We start from the raw sequence: 19,667 nt of genomic DNA on the forward strand, positions 1-19,667 counted from the left end.
CCCGGCATGGTAACTCCGCGGGTTGGTTTTGCTACTACTTTGATTTCCGTAAAAAATTTTAAGGCGGGAATTTTAAAATTTTGAAATTATAGGATTTTAGAATTTCAAAATTCTGCGAAATTTTAGAATTCTATGAAATTTGATTTGGTGCGGGATTGAAATAGAGTTAAATTTAAAGCCCTATTTTACGCCGCAATCGGTTAAATCTTGTAGTTCCATAGTGTAGTTTGGCTCCTCTCCTAACAAATCACGATCTCTATATACCTCTAAAATTTCTTTTAGTAAATGCAAAATATCTTGCTTATTAAGACTTTGAGTATGATTTGGTTTTAAATCTAGGAGTTTCCAAATCCTATGAAATTCCTCTGGAACTAATTTCCTATTAATATTTACCTCATGATCTATAATCATCTCTATAATTTCACCTTTATGATATAAGATCCAAATAGACTTTGTATCGTAATCGTGGTCGTGTTCATAGCCTGGGAAGCTATAAAGAAACCAAGCCCAGCAATCTCTCTCCCTATCAATAGTCCATCGTAACTCATTAATGAAAGTCTCATAGTATGGATTATATTTGTAGTAAATTTCACTCAATCCATACTTCTCATCATCCTCTTTGGTGATGATTGCATTTTCAAACGCCATCTGCGCTCCTTGGAATTTAAAATTTAGCGTGCAAACAGAAATTTCAAGTGCAAATTTTATGCGGATTTCCGCGACGCAGCCGAAAATGGCGAGTAAAGAAACGAATTCCAAACTCGCACGCTTAAAGATAGACCGGCGCGCTTGCCGCGACCGCTAACTCTGCTCGCCGCAGATATACTTGCTCTCTAGCCGGGGCAAAGCAAGCGCGGCTTGCCAGCAAAGCTAGCGGTAAAATTAATCGCAACCTATCCGCAAAATAGCAAACCGCGCGATTTACAGACAGGCTAGCAAAGCCGCAACGGCTAAGGATTTTACGCCTATCTAATTAGAACCGACCCGAAAGCCGATTAAGCTTAGACGCGGTGCAAGCGATATGCCGCGACACGGCGTCTAAGCCTCAAGCTACATTAAGACCGGAATTTTAGTCTTTTGTAGGAAGTATTTCGACGCGCCGCCTAAAAAAATCTCTTTTATGCCGCTATCTGAATGCAAGCCCGCGACGATGAGGTCGAAATCGCCCGCGTCGGCGTACTCTAGCAGCACCTGCCCCGGGATCTTGCCCTCGACGTTCAGTGCCTCGAAAACGTCGATTTTAATGTCGTGCAGAGCCAAATAATCGCTTATTCGGCGCTTCGTTTCGGGGATGCCCTCTTGGAGGTAGTGGTTTGCGGTGATGACGGTGACGGACTTGGCGCGCTGCAAAAGCTCCAGCCAATTATCGAGCGCTCGCGCAGAGGCTGCAGTGCCGGTAAGCGAGACTAAAATTTTATCTGCCTTGAACTCCTGCAGCTTGCGCGGTATGACGATGCAAGGTTTGCCGCTTTTGGTGACCGCCGCCTCGAACGTGCCGGTGATAGAGCCCGTAGGCGGCACCGAAACCAGCACCAAATCGCAATATTTGGAGTATTTCTCGACCAGCTCGGAGCGGATGCCCACCATATGCCTCAAAGCGGCGCTATTTGGGACGTGATCGTCGTCGTTTTGATCCAAATCGAGCTTAGCGCATTCGACGTCGAAGATCGCCTTAATCTCCTCGCGCTCGGCTCTCATCTCATCGCCCGCGGATTTTAAAAATTCCTCCATCAGTACGCCGCCTTTTAGCGTCATACGGACGTTGTAGATCATCTTAGGATCGAGCTGGCACGCCATTATATTGATGTGCGTACCGAAAAATTTATTCACGAGCAGCGCTCCGTGTATGCGCTCTGCCAGCTCCTCGCCGCCACCGATAGGGAAAAAAATCTTTTTAAGCTGCATCTTTACGCTCCTGTTAAAATTTTAAGCTAATTCCAGTGAAATTTTAGAGCCCTTTTGCTCGGTCACGCGCACGTGCACGATGTCGCCCGCACGATAAGGCGTCGTGATAAATTTAGCGCGCAGTAGCCCGTCCACACCGTCTCGCAGCGAGATGAAGGTACCGAAATCCAGCACGCTTTGCACTACGCCGTCAAACTCCTCGCCGATCTGAAATTTTACTTCTTTGCGTTCACCGCGCGGCTTACGAAAATCGCGAGAATTTGAAACTATCGATAAAATTTTCTCTTTTGCGCCCGATACGCTGCTAGCTTTGGCACCTTGAATCTTGACCTCACCCTTTTCTCGATCCAGATCAATATTTACGCCGAAGCTTTCGGTGATCTCTTTGATGACCTTGCCGCCCTGACCGATGATGTCGGGGATTTTGCTCGCCTCGACGCTAAAAATTTCAAGCTTCGGAAGCACGTCCTCGTTTATAACGATCGCCGTATCCGCCTGCTCCATAAGGCCCAAAATATGCGCACGAGCCTGCTTTGCCTGCGCGAGAGCCTCTTTTAAAACCTCCAGGCTGATACCGCCGAGCTTGATATCCATCTGAAGCGCGGTGATGCCATCATAGGTGCCCGCGACCTTGAAATCCATATCGCCGTCGTGATCCTCAAGCCCCATTATGTCGGTTAGCACGGCATGCTTGTCGCCCTCAAAAATTAAGCCCATCGCGACGCCCGCAACGAGCTTAAGCGTAGGTACGCCCGCTGCCCGAAGCGATAGCGCGCCGCCGCAAACCGAAGCCATCGAGCTTGAGCCGTTGCTCTCTAAAATTTCACTCACCACGCGGATAGACTGCGGCGAGTTTAGATCGATGCTCGGATATAGCGCTCTTTTGGCTAAATTTCCATGTCCCAGCTCGCGTCTGCCGGGGCTTTTGAGCGGGCTTGCTTCGCCGACGCAAAAGCCCGGGAAGTTATAGTTAAACATAAATCTATCGCTGATCGGCTCAAGCTGCGTTAGGCTGTCGCTTAGCTGTGCGTCGCTATCTCCACCTAGCGTAGTGACGACTAAAGCCTGCGTCTGCCCGCGCGTAAATAGGCAGCTTCCGTGCGCGCACGGCAGGATATTTGTCTCGATACTGATCGGGCGTACCTCATCAAGCGCGCGTCCATCGGCTCTGCGGCGATCCTCGATGATCTGCGTACGGATGATGCCGCGCTTATACTTGCCGATGACGCTAGAGATCACCTCTTTGCTCCATTCGTTTTGCGCCGCGGCCTCGGTCGCTAAAATTTGATCTACGATTCTGTTTAGCTCGGTAGCACGCTCGCTCTTTGCCATCTGATTGATCGCCGCTTTGACGGCGTCTTTGTAGTTCGCATCGATAAAATCCGCGATATCCTCATCCTCGATCTCGGGCTTGTACTCCAGGCTTGCATCCGGCTTTTTAAGCGGCAAAAAGGCCTCTTCGTAAGCGTTTGAGCCTGCGCTTATCGCCCTTGCGGCAAAATCGATCGCATCCACCATCAGATCTTCGCCAAATTCATTCATCTGCTGCGCGCCGCCATTAATCTGCGGTATAGAGCGCATCTCGATCATCAAAAGCTCATCGCCGACGCCGGCTACGTAAAGATCAAGCGCGCTAGCTTTAAGCGCGGAGTTGCTAGGATTTAGGATGAAATTTCCATTTTGATAGCCTATGCGGACGCCGCAAACGGGCGCTTTAATCGGGATGTCGCTAAGATATAGCGCCGCAGACGCCGCATTAAGAGCGACGACTTGCAGATCGACCTCAGGATCTGCCGATAGCACGTAAACTACGATCTGCGTCGGATACGCATAGCCCTTTGGAAAGAGCGGGCGCAGCGAGCGGTCTATGATGCGGCTCGTTAGCGTCTCAAAATCACCCGGCTTGGTCTCGCGCTTGATGTAGCCTCCGGGAATTCTGCCCGCTGCGTACATCTTTTCGATATACTGCACGGTAAGGGGCAAAAAGTCCTCCTGCACCTGCGTCTCTTCGCGCGCTACGGTAGCGAGCACGACGGTATTTTTCACACGCAAAAGCGCCGCACCCGCGGCTTGTTTCGCAACTTTGTCGATATCGAAAATTTCGGTACTACCATTTACTTCAATTTTGCACTGCATTAATTTTCTCCTTGTTTTTGTTAGTCTCGTGAAACGGCAGATAAAGCGGGCATTTGTTTAAAATTTGCATTATCTCCTCCGCGCTTGAGAGCGTTTTTTCTTTGTAATAAAAATCCACGTTCACAAAATCTCTGATCTTGTGAACAGTATAAATTCCATCTACTAGCATGGCGATCTCGTCTGCATTATCGCTGCCGATAACGGGCGTGGCGTAAAAGATCGCTTTGGCGTTTAAGCTTACGAGCGTCTTTATGCAAGTAAGCGCGGTCAGCCCGCTCTCACACCCCTCATCTACCAAGATGACATTTTTTTTCTCCAAATTTCCCAAAAGCTCGCCCTTGCGAAATTTATACATGTTTTTTAAAATTTTCTCCTCATAAAGTCTGTTCGCCTGCCCGTAAACGTAATCCAGGCTGATGCCGAAGCTTCGCACGAGCTCATCTACCATCACGATCTCTTGGGTTTCGCTTACGCACGCGATCGCGCATTCCGGATTATTGGGCGCCAAAACTGGCTCTGTGAATAAAAACTCATAATGAAGTCCCAGCTTTAAGGCAAGATGGTTTGCGATAGGAAGCGACTCCAGGGATTGAGCGATTATTAGAAAATTTTCGTTTTTGATCACGGTAGCGGGTAAAATTTCTGCGAGTTTCATCGCAGCGTCGATTTGGTTTTCAAACATCAGCTCGGCTCTAGGCGTCATTATTTTTCGCTTCCGTATTCACTATCTACTGAAAAATCATACCCTACTCCGCCGAACGGATAGAAATTTACGAGAAAGTAAATTCCGCGCTCCTTGCTTGCTTTGCTATAGCTCGTCGTACTGGTATTTTTAGGCTCAATATCCTCTTGATACACAAAAGAGTAATTCCAACACTTGCGCGTATGAGAAAGCCCCACGCGCCACATTTTAGAATAAGATCGCTCTAAGTCGTAATCCCAACGCCCAAAAATTTTATTATTCCTAGGTAAATTTACCGAAGCATTTACGATGCCGTAGTTATCTTTCGTATAGCGTTTAGGCTCCATGCTAAGTTTTTCATATTCGTAAGCGTGACTAAGTCCAAAGCTAAAGTCGTCGTTGGAGTAGTTGGCGTAGGTATAGACCTTATCGAAGCTTTTATATTTATGCGAGTAGGTAAAGCGGTTTCCGATATTTAGCCCATTTGCAAAATATGCATCGATGCGGTGTTCTAAATCGTCGAACTCGTGATCGTCGAAGTCATATCGTTGCTTGACACTATGGCGTAAGAATTTACGTCCGTCTTCATTATAGAAAAACTGCGTCATACTTAAAGCTGCATTTTCGTGAGTGTATTCGTCACTAAGCTCACTTAAGAAGTTATCCTCCCAATAAAGCGAGTCTTGCAAGTTACCCAACCGCGAACGATCTACTGCACCGCGAGCAAGGTCGTATTTATACTGATGATACTTTAAAATTCTATCCTCGATGTCGCCTTGCTGCCAGCTTGGAATTCTAAAATCCGCCCTCCAGCTCATCGTATGATATAAGCTATCGTAAGCCCTGGCTACGTCGGTGTAGAGCGAAAGCTCTGTGTATTGATTAGCGTAGAAAGTGCTTTTATCCTCGTCAAGATCTCCGTTTGCGTAGTAGAATTTATCGTGCCAATCGATATTAGTCATATACACTCGCTCGGTAAAGGCGAAATTTAAATAATCCGCCAGTAGCGGCGTGCTTATACTAATCGGTACGTCAAACTCGTATTGGCGAGCAGTCGCGCCCTCCCATCTGGTGTAATTACGCGCTTTTGCATCAAGCGAATAGATCAAATTTGGCAGTCCCAAATCATTGCTAAATTTATGATATTGCAGCGTCGGCAGCTCTTGGACGGTATCTTCGTTGCGGAAGGTATTATCGGCGTTTAGCTTGCTCGTATCGATGTAGTAGCGTCCGTAAGCGCCAAAATAGTGCTCGTCTGAGGTCAAATAATAATTCAGCCGTGAAGTTACGAGCGAATTATCCGCATCGTTGCCAAGACCTCCCTTTTCCTTCAGATCGTAATATTCCAGATCGTTTAGCTGGGTAAAATCGATCCATAAATTTTCGCGCAGATCGCCGTCTAGCAGATAGGTCGCAAGCTTGCTGCGATCGTATTGAACTTCAAAGCCGTGATGGCGCTCGTTTTTGTATTCGAGGCGTTTTTGCGCCCGCGAGAAGTTATCGAAAACTCCTCCTCTAATCTCGCCGTAAGAATACGGCGACTCCGTAAATCGAAATGTCCCGTATACGCCAAAGCCCCTGCGCGTGCGCACCTGCGGATCGAGCTGAAAATCCCAGCTGTCGTAAGGCGCAAAATAGATCGGCTGCTTATAATAAATCCCTTCCTTGCTGATGTAGCCCGCCTCGGGAGGCAGCAAGCCCGTGCGACGCGTGCGGTCGGTCGGGAAGCCGAAATACGGCAGATAGAGCACCGGCACGTCGCCCACGTAAAATCTCGGATTGAAAAGATGGAGGAATTTGCTCTCTTTATTTAGCTTGCCGCTGCTAAATTTGATGCGCCAATCGGGATCGGTAACGTTGCAGCTAGATATGCTGGAGCCCTCCACGCGGTAATACTCGCTGTCGCTGCAGCTGGCGTCGTTTTGCATCCAAAGCTCGGAGTCCTTGTCCATCATAAAATTTACGTCGGCTTCCTGCTTGTCGTTTTTCAGATCGATTTTGACGTGCTGCGCGCGCGTAGTTTCGCTGCTACCGCGCATCGCATTGACGTTACCAAAAAGCTCGATGATGCCGTTTTGCTCGTCGTATGTAGCGCGATCGGCGGTGATAAAGTAGTCCTGTGAATACACCGTTACGTTGCCACTAGCCTCCGTCAAAAAGCCGTTTTTCTCGACATTATCTGCTATAAGCTCGACGTCTTGGACCTTTGCGCTCGCACTGCTTGCTAAAAGAGCGCTAAAACTAAGCGCTAGAATTTTAAATTTTTTACTCTTTTTCAATCTCTACCACCAATGTTTTCGCAGCCATATCATGCAGGCTCTGACGCGAGTTCGTAAAAAGCGCCACCAAAAATCCCATATAAAAGATCATCTCGCTTATCAACCTAACCGCCGCGCGGATCGCTGCAGTAGCGATATCCATAGAGCTGCCGTCAGCGCGGACGCAGTAAATTTTAACCGCAAGCTTGCCTAGCGTCGCGCCGTATAGATAGACAAAAATCGCCTGATATAAAAATTTTATTATCGCGTAATGCAAAATGAATTTTGACGCGATCTTTTGTACCTCAAGATTGCTTCCGCTCTGCGCCGCTGCGACAAGTTCTGGCTCGTCGATAGCAAATAGCACGACCACAAAAAGCGTTACGCTCACCGCTTCGTCGATACTAAACGCAATTACGCGCTTGCTAAGCGGAGCGACGATCAAATTTTATCTCTTAAGGCTTGGTGCGCGATATCGCGCCTATACTGCGCGCCGCTAAATTTTATATTTTCGCACAGCGCGTAAGCCGCATCGCGCGCCTGCTTTAGGCTCTGCGCGACGCCCACGCTTACCAAAACGCGCCCGCCGCTAGCGCAAATCTGCCCCTCCCGCTCGCTCACGCCTGCGTAGCAGATATGCGCGCTCGCAGGAATTTCGCCCGTCTTGATCGGCTCAGGCTGCGAAGAGCCGTAAGGGTAGCGCTCGCTAGCCATCACGACGCCCACCGCAAATCGCTCTTTTAAGCTTATGCTGCTTAGCTTGCCTACGGCGGCGTTGTATAAAATTTCACTCAAATTTCCGTCAATTAGCGGCATCAAAACCTCGCACTCAGGATCGCCGAAGCGGACGTTGTACTCCAGCACGTAAGGCTCGCCGCCCACGATCATAAGCCCCACGAACAGCACGCCGCAAAAGGGCGCGCCCTGCTGCTTCATCCCTTTTAGCGTGGGCGCTACAATCTCGCTCTGCACTCTTTTTATCAGCGCGGCATCCGCTAGCGGGCTTGGCGCATAAGCTCCCATACCGCCGGTGTTCGGGCCCAGATCGCCGTCAAGCAATTTTTTGTGATCCTGCGCTACGGGCAGACTTACGAAATTCTCCCCGTCGCAAATCGCAAAAAAGCTCAGCTCGAAGCCCTCTAAAAACTCCTCCACGACGACGCGCTTACCCGCTTCGCCGAAGCTTTCGCCGCTTAGCATATCCGCGGCGGCTTTTTTAGCTTCATCTTTAGAATTTGCGATGATGACGCCTTTGCCCGCGCACAAGCCGTCCGCTTTGACCACTATGCGGCCGTTTAGAGTATCGATAAATTTTGAAATTTCGGAGAGATCGTCGCTGCTTAGAAATTTTGCGGTTTTAATATGATTTCGCGCCAGAAAGTCCTTCATATAGACCTTAGAGCCCTCTAGCTTCGCCGCAGCAGCGCTGGGACCGAATATTGCAAGGCCTTGCGCTTTGAAAATATCCACGATGCCTTTTGTAAGCGGCTCTTCGGCGCCTACGACGGTAAGGGCTACGTCGTTATTTTTGGCAAAGAGCGCGAGCTCATTAAAATCTTTTAAATCTAAATTTTTACCGAGCGCCTTTGTAGCGCCGTTTCCCGGAGCAAAATACAGATTTAAAACGTTTTTATCCTCGCGAAGTCTTAGCCCGATCGCGTATTCTCTACCGCCGCCGCCGATTATTAGGATATTCAATGAAGCCTCCGTAACGTAAAAAACCCAAGTGAGCGTTGCGTAAAAAGAATCGGCTCAAACAAAGCCAATCTTGCAACTAGGAAAAATCTCTAGGTCGCAACCCGTAACTTTAAAAAAGCTCGAGCCGAGCCGCGTCACACGGACCTCTCACGTCGTCGCTTATACAAATATGTTGAACCCTCATATAAAACGCTCTCGCTTCACCCAGGCTTGGGCAAAATTATAGTCTAAATTTGCTTAAACTATGGCAAAAGCGCCAGATCGACGCAGGATTTTATCGACATTCTTTCGCAGATTATCGGCTCGCAAAACTCGCTCAAAACGCTCGCCGTCGTCCTACCGATACAGATCGCTTTATAGCTCCCGTCCCAGTCGAAATTTGCGGTAAAACCGCGGACGTTTTTAGGCGAGGTAAAAATCAGCGTGCTGCCTTGCGGCGGCTTTGCAGCGGCAGGCAGGCTGAGAATGGAATTTTCATAGGCGATCACGCTTTGCAGCCGCACGCCGGCGCTAGATAGAATTTGCTCCAGTTTCGATACCGTCTGCCTCGCGCGCAGATACAGCGCGTCTGCGCCTTGCAAGAGTGGTGCGATCTCGGCGGCGAATTCATTTCCGTGCCCGTGCCGCGCCGTATAAATGCCGCGAAATCCAAACTCGCGCGCAGCCGCAGCGCATGGCTCGCCGATAGCGTAAACGGGCGTATCTAAATCAGGCGAAATTTCATTAAATTTTATCGCCGCCACCGCATTTTTGGAGGTAAAAATTAGCGCGCCCGTCTGCGCAGGCAGGCTAAATTTGAGAAATTTTATCTCGCAGACCGCAAGCCGCCTCACCTGCGGATGATCAAATCTCGTATTAGACACCAGATATATCAAAACGCCCTCCATGTTTAAATTTGCTTGAGCCTCGCCCCGCCTTCACGACGCGCAGAAACGAAGAAAATGCCGCTTCATTTGCTTTGATTAAATTCCGTTCGCGCCCTATCAATTACGTGCACGCCGCTTAACGCCCAAATTTGCTCTGATTAAACTTTGCTCCGAGCCGCTTTCGGCGCCGTTTAAAATCTGCCCGCAAAGCCTGCTCGCACTTTTTTAGCCACGCTTAAACAGCCCCGTGGCGGCACGCTTTTTTAAAATTTTATCTCACGCCTAAATTTGTAACCAAGCACTCCATTTTGCGCCGACTCGGTCTTTAAATTTAACTTTATAGTCTCAGGCGTCCTCTCTAAAGCTAGTTTAGGGCGCGCTGCCATTTTTAATTTGCACAGTAATTGCCCACGGCGAGTACCTAAAAACACTGTCGCGAGGTCCGCTCAGGACACAGCTAACGCGCCGCCGCTCGCTAATCCCGCCTAGCCCGTGTATGCATCCACACAGATCGCCGAAGTTTCAAATTTAAAGACACGATCACAAAATTTCAAAATTTTGCCGCTTAAATTTTGAAACGCTTAAAATTTCATCCTCGCGCTTAAAAAACTCCGCTAGCATGCTATTTTTTATTGCACTCTTTTTCGTTCTCATCGCCCCGCCGAGCTCAATGAAAAATGCCCGTCCTCGTCCGCTATATACTCGTAAAGCTCGCGCGCGTTCAAATTTGGCTCCTTAAATTTAGCCCTTCAGCCACCCGTTTAAAATTTCAATCTGCACCGCAACGCTCTCGTTTGCCGTGCCACCTTGCGACTTACGCGCCTCCTTAGAAGCGTTTAGATCAAGAAATTTAACCGCACCCGCGTCCAAGCTTTCATCCACTCTTGCAAGCTGCTGCGCGTTTAGCTCGCTCAAATCTAGACCTAAATTTTCCGCATACGCCACGGCCTTGCCCGTGATGAAGTGCGCCCGGCGAAAGGGTACGTTTTTCTCCCGCACGAGATAATCAGCCAAATCGGTCGCCGTGAGGTGCCCACGCTTCGTCATCGCGAGCATATTTTGCTCGTTAAATTTAGCCGTTTTTAGCATCTGTTTTAAAATTTCAAGGCTCGCAAGCGCGGTGGCGACGCTATCAAAAACGCCCTCCTTGTCCTCTTGCATGTCCTTGTTGTAGGCTAGCGGCAAGCCCTTCATCACCGTTAGTAGCGCGACGAGATTACCGTTTACGCGCCCCGTTTTGCCGCGGATTAGCTCGGCGACGTCGGGGTTTTTCTTTTGCGGCATGATCGAGCTGCCCGTGCTGTAGGCGTCGCTGATCGTGACAAAGCCGAACTCCTGCGAGCTCCACAAGATTAGCTCCTCGCACAAGCGCGACGCATGCGTCATCAGCACGCTTACGTTAAACAAAATCTCAAGCGCGAAATCGCGGTCGCTGACGCTATCCATCGCGTTTGGCGTCGCTCCCGCAAACCCGAGCTCTCGCGCGACCGACTCGCGGTTTATAGGATGCGGCGTGCCCGCAAGCGCAGCCGAGCCCAGCGGACAGAGGTTGTTTCGCTCGCGCGAGCTGGCAAAGCGCTCATAGTCGCGGCGAAACATAAACGCGTAAGCTAGCAAATGATAGGCAAGGCTCACTGGCTGAGCGTGCTGAAGGTGCGTGTAGCCGGGCATCAGCGTGTTCATGTGCTCGCTCGCGATATCTCGCAGCGCGGCGACTAGTTCGCGGATCTTTTCGGCAACCTGAGCGCCGCTTTTAAGCACGTAGAGGCGAAAATCAAGCGCGACCTGATCGTTTCTGCTGCGCGCCGTGTGCAGCCTGCCGCCAAGATCGCTTCCGATGAGCTCGCTTAGGCGCTTTTCGACCGCCATATGGATGTCCTCGTCGGCGGTTTTAAACTCAAATTTACCGCTTTTTATCTCCTCAAACACGGCGTCAAGCCCCGCGACGATCTTTTCGCTCTCGCCCTGCTTTAAAATCCCGCAGGCGCCGAGCATTCTTGCGTGCGCCTTGCTGCCTGCGATATCCTCCTGCCAAAGCGCCCTATCAAAGCCGATCGAGGCGTTAAACTCCTCCAAAAGCGCCGAACTCGCCTCGCTAAAGCGCCCCTCCCACATTTTTTTCACGCTCGCTCCTTCGTTTAAATTTTCGGTGATTTTATAAAATTTTAAATCTCGCCGCACAAGATTTGCGGGCGAGAAAAAAGGCTAAAGCGCGGTAAATTCCTAAAAATGCGCGCGCCACGCTTTCGCACTAGACTTTGGAATTTATTGCGCCTCAAGCTTAGCGCTTCAAAAGCGCTTGCTAGCTTATTCGATCCACTTTACTACGTCATCCATGCTGCGGCGGATCTTTTGCGGCTGTGGATTTACGCGGTAGCCGAAAGGTACGAGTAGCGCCACGCGGCGATCGTTCCAATCGATGCCTAAAATTTCATTTAGCGCTGCGCGATCAAAGCCCTCCATCGGGCAGCTGTCGATGCCGCGACTTGCGGCCTCGTTCATCATCGCAAGTGCTGCGAACATGCACTGCGCGTGCGACCAATTAAATAGCTCCTCATCGTCGTTGTGAAAATAACCGCTTAAAAAATCTTGATAAAATTTATGCCTGTCGCCGATATATTTGGGCGCTTCATCTTTTTTACGCGTAATCATTCGCTCGATATAATCACTTCCTAGCTTTATGTCCTTGATCTTTGCTAAAATCACGACCAAATGTGAGCAAGAGGTGATCTGCGGCTGATTCCACGATTTTTCGCGGATCTGCTCGCGCAACGCCTTGTTTTGCACAACCAAAAAGTCCCATTGCTCTAGCCCCGTAGAACTAGGTGCTAGGATGCCTGCTTGCAAAATGGCGTCGAAATCGGCTTTGCCGATCTTTTTATTCTCGTCAAAAATTTTGCATGCGTGGCGAAATTTCATAATCTCTAAATGTGTCATAGTCTCTCCTTAATTAGAATTTTTGTAAATCAAATACCCGCCATCTTTGCGCCTGATGCTGAGGTTGCCCTCGCGCGAGCGCACGCCGATGCGGTAGTAGCCGTCCTCTTTGGTGACGTTGATGTCGCTAAAGCCGCCGATATTTACAGCAAAGCTCGCGCCGCTAAGCGGGATATCTTGCCGCCAAAACTCCGCTTCAAGCGCGCCCGAAGCGTTTGCGTCAGAGCTTTTGAAATCGTCTACGGTGATGAGCTGCACGCTGTCTTTGCGGATGACAAATTTTAATCCGTCGTCAAATTTAAGCGTCTCTAGCGGTAGCTCCAGGCGCGGCGCGAAGCTAGGCGTGATGCCACTTTGCGAGGCCTGCTTTTGTAAATTTGGATCAGTCGAAGTAACCGAGACGTCCAGTGCCCTATGTAGCGCGGGTTTGGCGCTAGCGCTTAGCACAAAGTCATCGTGCCAATCAATCGAGCGATTGACATCAACGATCTTTTCGTGCAGGACCCCGTCGTCGTCCCTATATCGCACAATTAAGCTTTCGATCGTAAGGGCGTCGGAGGGAAGCGCAAAGGTTTGCTGCGTAAAATTTTTAGGCGCGGGAGTATTTTGCGACGTGACGGCGGAGCTTTGCGCCGGATTGGAATTTTGCGGAGCAGATTGCGCGTTTTGTTGCGCAGTGGAATTTTGAGCTGTAGAATTCTGTGCCGCCTTAAAATTTTGCGCTACCGTAGAATTTGGCTCGCTTACTTCTGGCACGATCGGTAACTCATCAGGAGGCGGAAGCGTCGCAACTGAAGGCTGCGCAGAAGAGTTCAGCTCCGTTTTAATGACCTGCAAAGGAGCGCCGATGCCCGCTTTGGGGCCAGGAGCTTTTTTTTCGGTCTGCGAGAGCTGCGCATTCACGGCTTTTTTGGCGACGCTTGTTTTGACGCTAGAATTTGCTTCTGCGGCGCTTTTTTGCATTGCTGCGATAGGACTTTTAGATGTTTCAGGTCTCATTACAGCTTGCTTTTTAGCGTTTGGGCTTTGTGCACCTGTCTTTGGCCCTTTAATCGCCAAATTGGTAGAATTTTGCTCTTTTACCACGACGATGTTGGGTTTCGTAGCGTTTGAATTTGCGCCATTTAAATTCTCAGCGTTTAAAAAAGCGCAAAGACCTAAAATTAGCAAAGAAATTTTTCTCATTTTTTAAGGTCCGGATCGAGCGAGCGACGTTCTAAATAAAGCTTTTGCAGCTCAGCGTTTTCCTCTTTTAGCCGCTCGACGTCGGTGAATAAAAACGCCTTTTCTTTTTGCAGCTGGCGCAGCACTTCAAACGATCGCTTGCCAAATAGCACGTCACCCACAAAGATGCCCGCAAAAACGACGCAGACGATCAGCGCAAGAGCTGCAAAAATCTGTTTAAGCGGCGAAAACGGATTGATAAAATTCAGCCGTTCTTTTAAATTTTTACGCTTTTTTAAAGCTTTTTTAGCGGCAGGATCTGCGTTTTGCGGCGCAAAAGAAAATCCTTGCGTGGCAGAATTTATGTCTTGCGCCGCAAAGCCCGTGCCTTGAGAGCTGTAGTCTGCACTTTGAGCCGCAAAACCCGCGTCGTTTGGAAAGCAGTTTTCTTTAGCGTATAACTCTGCATTCTTTAAATCGCTGCTCCCAATAAATTCTGCGCCGTAAAAGCTCGCGTCTGCTTGCGAGCTACCTTCGTAGTTTCCGCTTCTAGTAGAGCTTTTGCTGCTTAAATTAGAGCTGCTGCTTGTGGCTTCAGAGGTAGAGCCTGTTTCATATATACCACGCGAAGCACCGCTACGATTTTGGCGGAAGCCAGCCCCTACCTCGCTAAAGCCTCCGCCAAAATTTTCATCGCTATAAAATTCATCATCGTCAAAAAAATCGTCCTCGTCAAAGTCTGCGTCTGAATATTTGCCTTGCGTGTCCGTATAATCCGCTCCGTCCGCATAGGTGCGCTGCGCGCCTTTTAAGCTTCGCTTGGACTTTTTTTTAAAAAACATTTTAAATTTGGCTTCCCAAAAACTCGTCCGTCTCGCGCTCAATCTCAAGCAAGCGGTTGTATTTTGCGTTGCGTTCGCTTCTTGAGGTCGCGCCCGTTTTGATTTGGCCCGTATTCATCGCGACGGCGAAGTCTGCGATAAAGCTATCCTCGCTCTCGCCGCTTCTGTGGCTCATGACGCAGCGGTAGCCTTTGCGCTGCGCTAGGCGGATCGTCTGCATAGTTTGGCTAACCGTGCCGATTTGATTTGGTTTTATTAAAATCGCGTTAGCTACGCCTTTGGCGATACCTTCGCGCAAAATTTTCTCATTCGTTACAAAAAGATCGTCGCCCACGAGCTGCACTTTAGAGCCAAGCCTGCTCGTTAGCTTCGCCCAGCCCGCCCAGTCGTCCTCGCTTAGGCCGTCCTCGATCGAAAATATCGGATACTTCTCGCAAAGCTGCGCGTATCGCTCTATCAGCTCTTCGCTGCTAAATTCCTTGCCCTCTAGTTTATATTTGCCGTTTTCGTACAGCTCGCTAGCAGCCACGTCAAGGGCTAGCTTGATCTGCTCGCCGGCCTTGTAGCCTGCTTTTTCGATGGCCTGCATGATTAGTTTGATCGGTTCTTCATTATCGTTTAAATTCGGCGCAAATCCGCCCTCGTCGCCCACTGCCGTGCTGTGGCCGGCTGCGTTTAGAAGGCCTTTTAGTGTATGGTAAATTTCGGTCGCCGCTCGCAGCGCGTCGCTAAATTTATCAAATCCAAACGGCATAATCATAAATTCTTGAAAATCCACGCTGTTGTTCGCGTGCGCGCCGCCGTTGATGATATTAAACATCGGCACGGGCAGCACGCTAGCGTTTGCGCCGCCCAGATAGCGATACAAAGGCACGTCAAGGCTCTTTGCCGCCGCGCGCGCTACCGCCATAGATACGCCAAGCACGGCGTTCGCGCCTAAATTTGAGTAGTTGTCGGTGCCGTCAAGCTCTCTCATCTCGTCATCAAGCGCCTTTTGATCGAATGCATCCAGCCCGATCACAGCCTCTGCGATCTGAGAATTTACGTTTTCAACAGCCTTTAGCACGCCCTTGCCGCAGTATCTCTCGTCTTTATCGCGAAGCTCCAGCGCCTCGCGTTTGCCCGTGCTTGCGCCGCTTGGGACTATCGCGCTTGCTACGGTGCCGTCGCTTAGAGCCACGGTCGTCTTCACGGTCGGGTTGCCGCGGCTATCTAGTACCTCTATCGCATAAACATCTTCGATATAAATCATCATTCATCTCCGCTTTGTAAATTTTCATCCTCGTTGCCGTCACTTAGGCTCATACTGCCCATCTGCTCGCGGATCTTTGCCGTGATCTCTTCAGCGACAGCAGGGTTATTCTCTAGATAAATTTTAGCATTTTCGCGCCCTTGGCCCAGCTTGGTGTCGCCATAGCTGAACCATGCGCCGCTTTTATCGACGATGTCGAGCTTGACGCCGTAATCGATCAGCTCGCCCACTTTGCTGATGCCCTTGCCGAACATTATGTCAAATTCCGCGATCTTAAACGGCGGTGCCACCTTATTTTTCACGACCTTGACCTTGGCGCGGTTGCCGATGCTCTCTTCGTTTTGTTTCAAAGTAGCAATCTTGCGTATATCGATGCGCACCGAAGCGTAAAATTTAAGCGCATTGCCGCCGGTCGTCGTCTCAGGCGTGCCGTAGCCCATCGCGCCGATCTTCATACGGATCTGATTGATAAAAATCACCGTCGTATTCATCTTATGCACGACGCCCGCGAGTTTGCGTAGCGCTTGGCTCATAAGTCGCGCCTGAAGTCCCACGTGCTGATCGCCCATGTCACCCTCGATCTCGTTTTTCGGCGTGAGCGCGGCGACGCTATCTACGACGATAAGATCGATCGCACCGCTTTTTGCTAGGGTTTCTACGATGTCAAGAGCCTGCTCGCCGAAGTCGGGCTGGCTGACGTAGAGATTGTCGGTATCGACGCCTAAATTTGAAGCGTATTTGACGTCCAGCGCGTGCTCGGCGTCTACGAATGCGCAAATTCCGCCCGCTTTTTGGCACTCGGCGATGATATGAAGCGTAAGCGTCGTCTTTCCCGAGCTCTCAGGCCCGTAAACCTCGATGATACGTCCTTTCGGCACGCCGCCGATGCCAAGCGCGATATCAAGCCCCACAGAGCCCGTAGAGATGGCGTCTATCGGCTCGACCTGCTTATCGCCCAGCCGCACGAGCGTGCCCTTGCCGAAAGCTTTGTCTATCGATTTTAGCGCCGCATCCAGCGTCTTTTTCTTTCCCTCGTCCATGTTTTTCCTTAAAAATAAATTCACCTGATTTTACCAAATTTGAAATGAATTTTTGATTATTCGTTCAAATTCGGCGCGGCATTGGAATTTGAAATTTTTAAGGAGCGCAAAAAGTTCTGCAGGGCGAGCGGAGAGCATTAAATTTACACTTCTAAGCACGCCTGGTTTTTCACGTTTTCTTTAGAAATTCCGCATTTTTATGAGGGTTGTAGCAAAATTTCACTATAATTTCACAACATTTCGAAATCACGCCGCGCGCGAAATTTAAAGCGGAGCAAAAAGGATAAAATTTGAAGATTTTTAAGCATATAAACGTCGCTCACTCGCCCGATGCCGACGATATTTTTATGTATAAGGCGATTGATTTTGGCTGGGTGAGTTCAAAAAATCTAAAGCTTAGCGCAACGGCGCTTGATATCCAGACACTAAACGACGAGGCACTAAAGGGCACTTACGAGGCCACGGCGATTAGCTTCGCGCTATATCCGCTAATCTGCGACGAATACGCGCTTTTGCGCACGGCGGTGAGCTTCGGCGAGGGCTACGGACCAAAGCTTGTTAAGAAAAAGGGTGCGGTTTTAAAGCGAAATTTTAAGGTCGCGCTAAGCGGCAAGCACACGACAAACGCCCTGCTTTTTCGCATGGCATACCCGCAGGCGCGCATAGTTTATAAAAATTTCCTAGAAATCGAGGGCACGGTTTTAAGCGGCGAGGCGGACGCGGGCGTGCTGATACATGAAAGCATTTTGGACTTTTCGGACGAGCTTTGCGTGGAGCGCGAGATCTGGGATATCTGGAGCGAGCTAGCGGGCGAAAATTTGCCGCTGCCGCTGGGAGGCATGGCGGTTCGCCGCAGCCTGCCGATAACCGACGCCATCGAGTGCGAGCGCGTGCTAACCGAAGGTGTGCGCATCGCCACCGCGCATAAGCCCTTTTTGTCGCACATGCTCCTCGAGCGAAATCTCATCCGCGTGGACGATGCAAAGCTCGAAAAATATCTGAGCCTTTATGCCAACGAAGCCTCGATCGAGCTTTCGCAGGCGCAGATCCGCGCGGTGGATAGGCTGTTTGAGCTTGGTTACGAGCGCGGATTTTACCCTGCGCCGCTTAGCGCGCAGGAGAATTTTATCCCGCTCGAATATAACGAGATCCGTTTTGCAGACTGCGGCGGGCAAAATCCGATGTAAGGTCTAGTGAGATCAAAATTTAGATGAAATTTAGCGCTTGCTTCGGTTAAATTTTACTCGGAATGAAATCGCGTTTTGGCTAAATTCCTCGTCTTTAAGCAGAGTGTGACTTGGCTAAATTTTGCTTCGGCGCAAAAGTGGGCGCGCAGAGTAGAATTTTATCACGCTCTTGCCATTGCAGTGCTGTGCCGTAGTTTTTGAAATTTAGCCGCGGAGCATAGCGAGTTTAAAATTTAGCGCAAATTTGACGCCGAGTTTGCTGCGGATTTTGCCGCCGAGCGCGTCAATTAACCGCGTGGCGCAGAGCGATTCGTCGCAGTACGATAGCGGTTGCGCTTTTAAATTCGGTGCTACGCGGCGATGAAATTTTACGGCACGCCGGCAGATCGCGCGGCTGTATTTTGTGCCGCAGGGTGCGAGCTGTGCGTGCGATGTAGCGCGCCGCTGAAAACGTATCGAAAGCGAGCTAAATTTAATCGCAGCAGCAGCGTTAAATTTTAAGATAGCGTTCGCGTTTTGCACCTTGCGGCGCGGCGGTATCGCTAAATTTTAAAACGATACGCGGCGAGCGACAAACGCGAAATTTAGAAATAAAATTTAAAAGGCAAAATTTTGAAAACAAAGCAGATGGATTTTAGCAAATACACCTCCGTGCGTATCGGCGGGAGCTTTGCGGTGCAAATTTTAAAAGACGAGGCCGATTTCGCGGAGTTTGAGAGTATAGCGGGGGGCGCAATCATCGGCGGCGGCAATAATCTGCTCATCTCGCCCGCGCCGCCGCACCTTGCGATGCTAAGCGAGGAGTTCGATCGCATAAGCTTAAGCGGCGATGTCCTTAGCATCGGGGCTGCAACGAAGTCGGGTCAAATTTACAACTTTGCCAAAAAGCAAAACATCGGCGGCTTTGAGTTTTTACGCAACATCCCAGGGCAGCTCGGCGGGCTAATCAAAATGAACGCAGGGCTTAGCGACGCTAGCATCAGCGATAGCCTGCTTGCCGTGCGCCTGGCTCGCGGCTGGGTGGAGCGCGAGAGGATAAGCTTCGGCTACCGAAGAAGCGGGATAGATGAGCCGATTTTAGGCGCCGAGTTTAAAATTTCGCGCGGCTTTGATGCCGAAGTCGCCGCGGATTTCGCCGCCAAGCGCGCCAACCAGCCAAAGGGAGCTAGCTTTGGAAGCTGCTTTAAAAACCCGCCGAATGACGCCGCGGGCAGGCTGATCGAAGCGGCGGGGCTTAAAGGCCACGCGATCGGCGGCGCGAAATTTAGCGAGCAGCACGCCAATTTCATCATAAATTTCGGCGGCGCGAGCTTTGCGGATGTGATGAGCCTGATAGAGCTTGCTCACGAGCGGGTTTTGCAGCGCTTCGGCGTCGCGCTCGAGCTAGAGGTTAAAATTTTATAATTCAAGCGCAGGCTTTGCAGACTAAAGCAGCGAGCAGTCGTGACGAGCGAGCGTAGTGCGCACGGCGACGAGGAGGTAAAAAGCTGCGTTTATAACGAATACGGCGTGCTTCTGGGCGGCTTTTGCCTAAGAGCGTTTATTGTGGCGGTCTATATATTTTAACCCCTATCTTTTGGTATTGCTCGGGCGCTTGACCGAGCTTTTAAATTTTATCACTCTTTTGACTCTTTTGCTTTTGCAAGCAAACCGCCTACTTGATCGCTCACATCTGCTAATGGCGTAAATTCACACTATTT

17 protein-coding genes are annotated in these 19,667 nt (G+C 49.9%); 3 read left to right on the forward strand and 14 right to left on the reverse strand.

Annotated elements, in window-relative coordinates; translation table 11 throughout:
• Window positions 1–180: 180 nt before the first annotated feature.
• The 14 genes from Q0095_RS05365 to recA form a co-directional block, all read right to left on the reverse strand.
• Window positions 181–648, reverse strand: coding sequence for a hypothetical protein (locus Q0095_RS05365; protein ID WP_297882065.1), 468 nt, complete (start codon window positions 646–648; stop codon window positions 181–183).
• A gap of 402 nt (window positions 649–1,050) precedes the next feature.
• Complete coding sequence (locus tag Q0095_RS05370) at window positions 1,051–1,905, reverse strand: universal stress protein (protein ID WP_297882067.1); 855 nt, start codon at window positions 1,903–1,905, stop codon at window positions 1,051–1,053.
• A gap of 21 nt (window positions 1,906–1,926) precedes the next feature.
• On the reverse strand, window positions 1,927–4,041 hold the full coding sequence (locus Q0095_RS05375) for a polyribonucleotide nucleotidyltransferase (RefSeq protein ID WP_297882069.1): 2,115 nt from the start codon (window positions 4,039–4,041) through the stop codon (window positions 1,927–1,929).
• Window positions 4,025–4,744: a phosphoribosyltransferase family protein gene (locus tag Q0095_RS05380; protein WP_297881854.1), complete on the reverse strand. Its 720-nt coding sequence runs from the start codon at window positions 4,742–4,744 to the stop codon at window positions 4,025–4,027. The genes Q0095_RS05375 and Q0095_RS05380 overlap by 17 nt, the downstream gene beginning before the upstream one ends.
• Entirely contained in the window at window positions 4,744–7,002 is a 2,259-nt protein-coding gene (locus Q0095_RS05385; RefSeq protein ID WP_297882071.1) for an LPS-assembly protein LptD, read from the reverse strand. Before Q0095_RS05385 ends, Q0095_RS05380 begins: the two co-directional genes overlap by 1 nt.
• Window positions 6,989–7,426 (reverse strand): RDD family protein, encoded by a 438-nt coding sequence (locus Q0095_RS05390; protein ID WP_297882073.1) that lies wholly within the window; start codon window positions 7,424–7,426, stop codon window positions 6,989–6,991. Before Q0095_RS05390 ends, Q0095_RS05385 begins: the two co-directional genes overlap by 14 nt.
• Entirely contained in the window at window positions 7,423–8,679 is a 1,257-nt protein-coding gene (gene purD / locus Q0095_RS05395; RefSeq protein WP_297882075.1) for a phosphoribosylamine--glycine ligase, read from the reverse strand. The genes Q0095_RS05390 and purD overlap by 4 nt, the downstream gene beginning before the upstream one ends.
• 242 nt (window positions 8,680–8,921) lie before the next feature.
• A complete protein-coding gene (locus tag Q0095_RS05400) occupies window positions 8,922–9,554 on the reverse strand; it encodes a uroporphyrinogen-III synthase (protein WP_297882077.1) in 633 nt (210 codons plus the stop codon).
• A gap of 732 nt (window positions 9,555–10,286) precedes the next feature.
• The gene (argH, locus tag Q0095_RS05405) at window positions 10,287–11,660 is read right to left on the reverse strand and encodes an argininosuccinate lyase (protein ID WP_297882090.1); all 1,374 of its coding nucleotides are present in this window, start codon (window positions 11,658–11,660) and stop codon (window positions 10,287–10,289) included.
• A 192-nt stretch (window positions 11,661–11,852) separates the two neighbouring features.
• Window positions 11,853–12,482 carry an NAD(P)H-dependent oxidoreductase gene (locus Q0095_RS05410; protein ID WP_297882079.1) on the reverse strand — a complete coding sequence of 210 codons (630 nt, stop codon included), beginning with the start codon at window positions 12,480–12,482 and terminating at the stop codon, window positions 11,853–11,855.
• A gap of 9 nt (window positions 12,483–12,491) precedes the next feature.
• The gene (locus Q0095_RS05415) at window positions 12,492–13,667 is read right to left on the reverse strand and encodes a hypothetical protein (RefSeq protein WP_297882081.1); all 1,176 of its coding nucleotides are present in this window, start codon (window positions 13,665–13,667) and stop codon (window positions 12,492–12,494) included.
• Window positions 13,664–14,488, reverse strand: coding sequence for a hypothetical protein (locus Q0095_RS05420; protein WP_297882083.1), 825 nt, complete (start codon window positions 14,486–14,488; stop codon window positions 13,664–13,666). Before Q0095_RS05420 ends, Q0095_RS05415 begins: the two co-directional genes overlap by 4 nt.
• A 1-nt stretch (window position 14,489) precedes the next feature.
• Window positions 14,490–15,740 carry a phosphopyruvate hydratase gene (gene eno, locus Q0095_RS05425; protein WP_297882092.1) on the reverse strand — a complete coding sequence of 417 codons (1,251 nt, stop codon included), beginning with the start codon at window positions 15,738–15,740 and terminating at the stop codon, window positions 14,490–14,492.
• The gene (gene recA, locus Q0095_RS05430; RefSeq protein WP_297882085.1) at window positions 15,740–16,780 is read right to left on the reverse strand and encodes a recombinase RecA; all 1,041 of its coding nucleotides are present in this window, start codon (window positions 16,778–16,780) and stop codon (window positions 15,740–15,742) included. The genes eno and recA overlap by 1 nt, the downstream gene beginning before the upstream one ends.
• Window positions 16,781–17,070: 290 nt before the next feature.
• Here recA and Q0095_RS05435 point away from each other — a divergent pair, with 290 nt between their 5' ends.
• The 3 genes from Q0095_RS05435 to Q0095_RS05445 all read left to right on the forward strand — a co-directional run bounded on the left by Q0095_RS05435 (window position 17,071) and on the right by Q0095_RS05445 (window position 19,533).
• Window positions 17,071–17,967 carry a menaquinone biosynthesis family protein gene (locus Q0095_RS05435; protein WP_297882087.1) on the forward strand — a complete coding sequence of 299 codons (897 nt, stop codon included), beginning with the start codon at window positions 17,071–17,073 and terminating at the stop codon, window positions 17,965–17,967.
• 627 nt (window positions 17,968–18,594) lie between these two features.
• Window positions 18,595–19,371 (forward strand): UDP-N-acetylmuramate dehydrogenase, encoded by a 777-nt coding sequence (locus Q0095_RS05440; RefSeq protein ID WP_297882094.1) that lies wholly within the window; start codon window positions 18,595–18,597, stop codon window positions 19,369–19,371.
• Window positions 19,372–19,410: 39 nt separating this feature from the next.
• Window positions 19,411–19,533 (forward strand): hypothetical protein, encoded by a 123-nt coding sequence (locus tag Q0095_RS05445; protein WP_297882089.1) that lies wholly within the window; start codon window positions 19,411–19,413, stop codon window positions 19,531–19,533.
• The last annotated feature ends 134 nt before the right edge of the window (window positions 19,534–19,667 follow it).

Origin of the sequence: uncultured Campylobacter sp., assembly GCF_938045535.1 — a bacterium.
GTDB lineage: Bacteria > Campylobacterota > Campylobacteria > Campylobacterales > Campylobacteraceae > Campylobacter_B.

Bases quoted from the DNA above. Each gene is read 5' to 3' on its own strand.
- Q0095_RS05365 (WP_297882065.1), bottom strand. From the start codon at position 648: ATGGCGTTTGAAAATGCAATCATCACCAAAGAGGATGATGAGAAGTAT.
- Q0095_RS05370 (WP_297882067.1), bottom strand. From the start codon at position 1,905: ATGCAGCTTAAAAAGATTTTTTTCCCTATCGGTGGCGGCGAGGAGCTG.
- Q0095_RS05375 (WP_297882069.1), bottom strand. From the start codon at position 4,041: ATGCAGTGCAAAATTGAAGTAAATGGTAGTACCGAAATTTTCGATATC.
- Q0095_RS05380 (WP_297881854.1), bottom strand. From the start codon at position 4,744: ATGACGCCTAGAGCCGAGCTGATGTTTGAAAACCAAATCGACGCTGCG.
- argH (WP_297882090.1), bottom strand. From the start codon at position 11,660: ATGTGGGAGGGGCGCTTTAGCGAGGCGAGTTCGGCGCTTTTGGAGGAG.
- Q0095_RS05410 (WP_297882079.1), bottom strand. From the start codon at position 12,482: ATGACACATTTAGAGATTATGAAATTTCGCCACGCATGCAAAATTTTT.
- Q0095_RS05415 (WP_297882081.1), bottom strand. From the start codon at position 13,667: ATGAGAAAAATTTCTTTGCTAATTTTAGGTCTTTGCGCTTTTTTAAAC.
- Q0095_RS05420 (WP_297882083.1), bottom strand. From the start codon at position 14,488: ATGTTTTTTAAAAAAAAGTCCAAGCGAAGCTTAAAAGGCGCGCAGCGC.
- eno (WP_297882092.1), bottom strand. From the start codon at position 15,740: ATGATTTATATCGAAGATGTTTATGCGATAGAGGTACTAGATAGCCGC.
- recA (WP_297882085.1), bottom strand. From the start codon at position 16,780: ATGGACGAGGGAAAGAAAAAGACGCTGGATGCGGCGCTAAAATCGATA.
- Q0095_RS05440 (WP_297882094.1), top strand. From the start codon at position 18,595: ATGGATTTTAGCAAATACACCTCCGTGCGTATCGGCGGGAGCTTTGCG.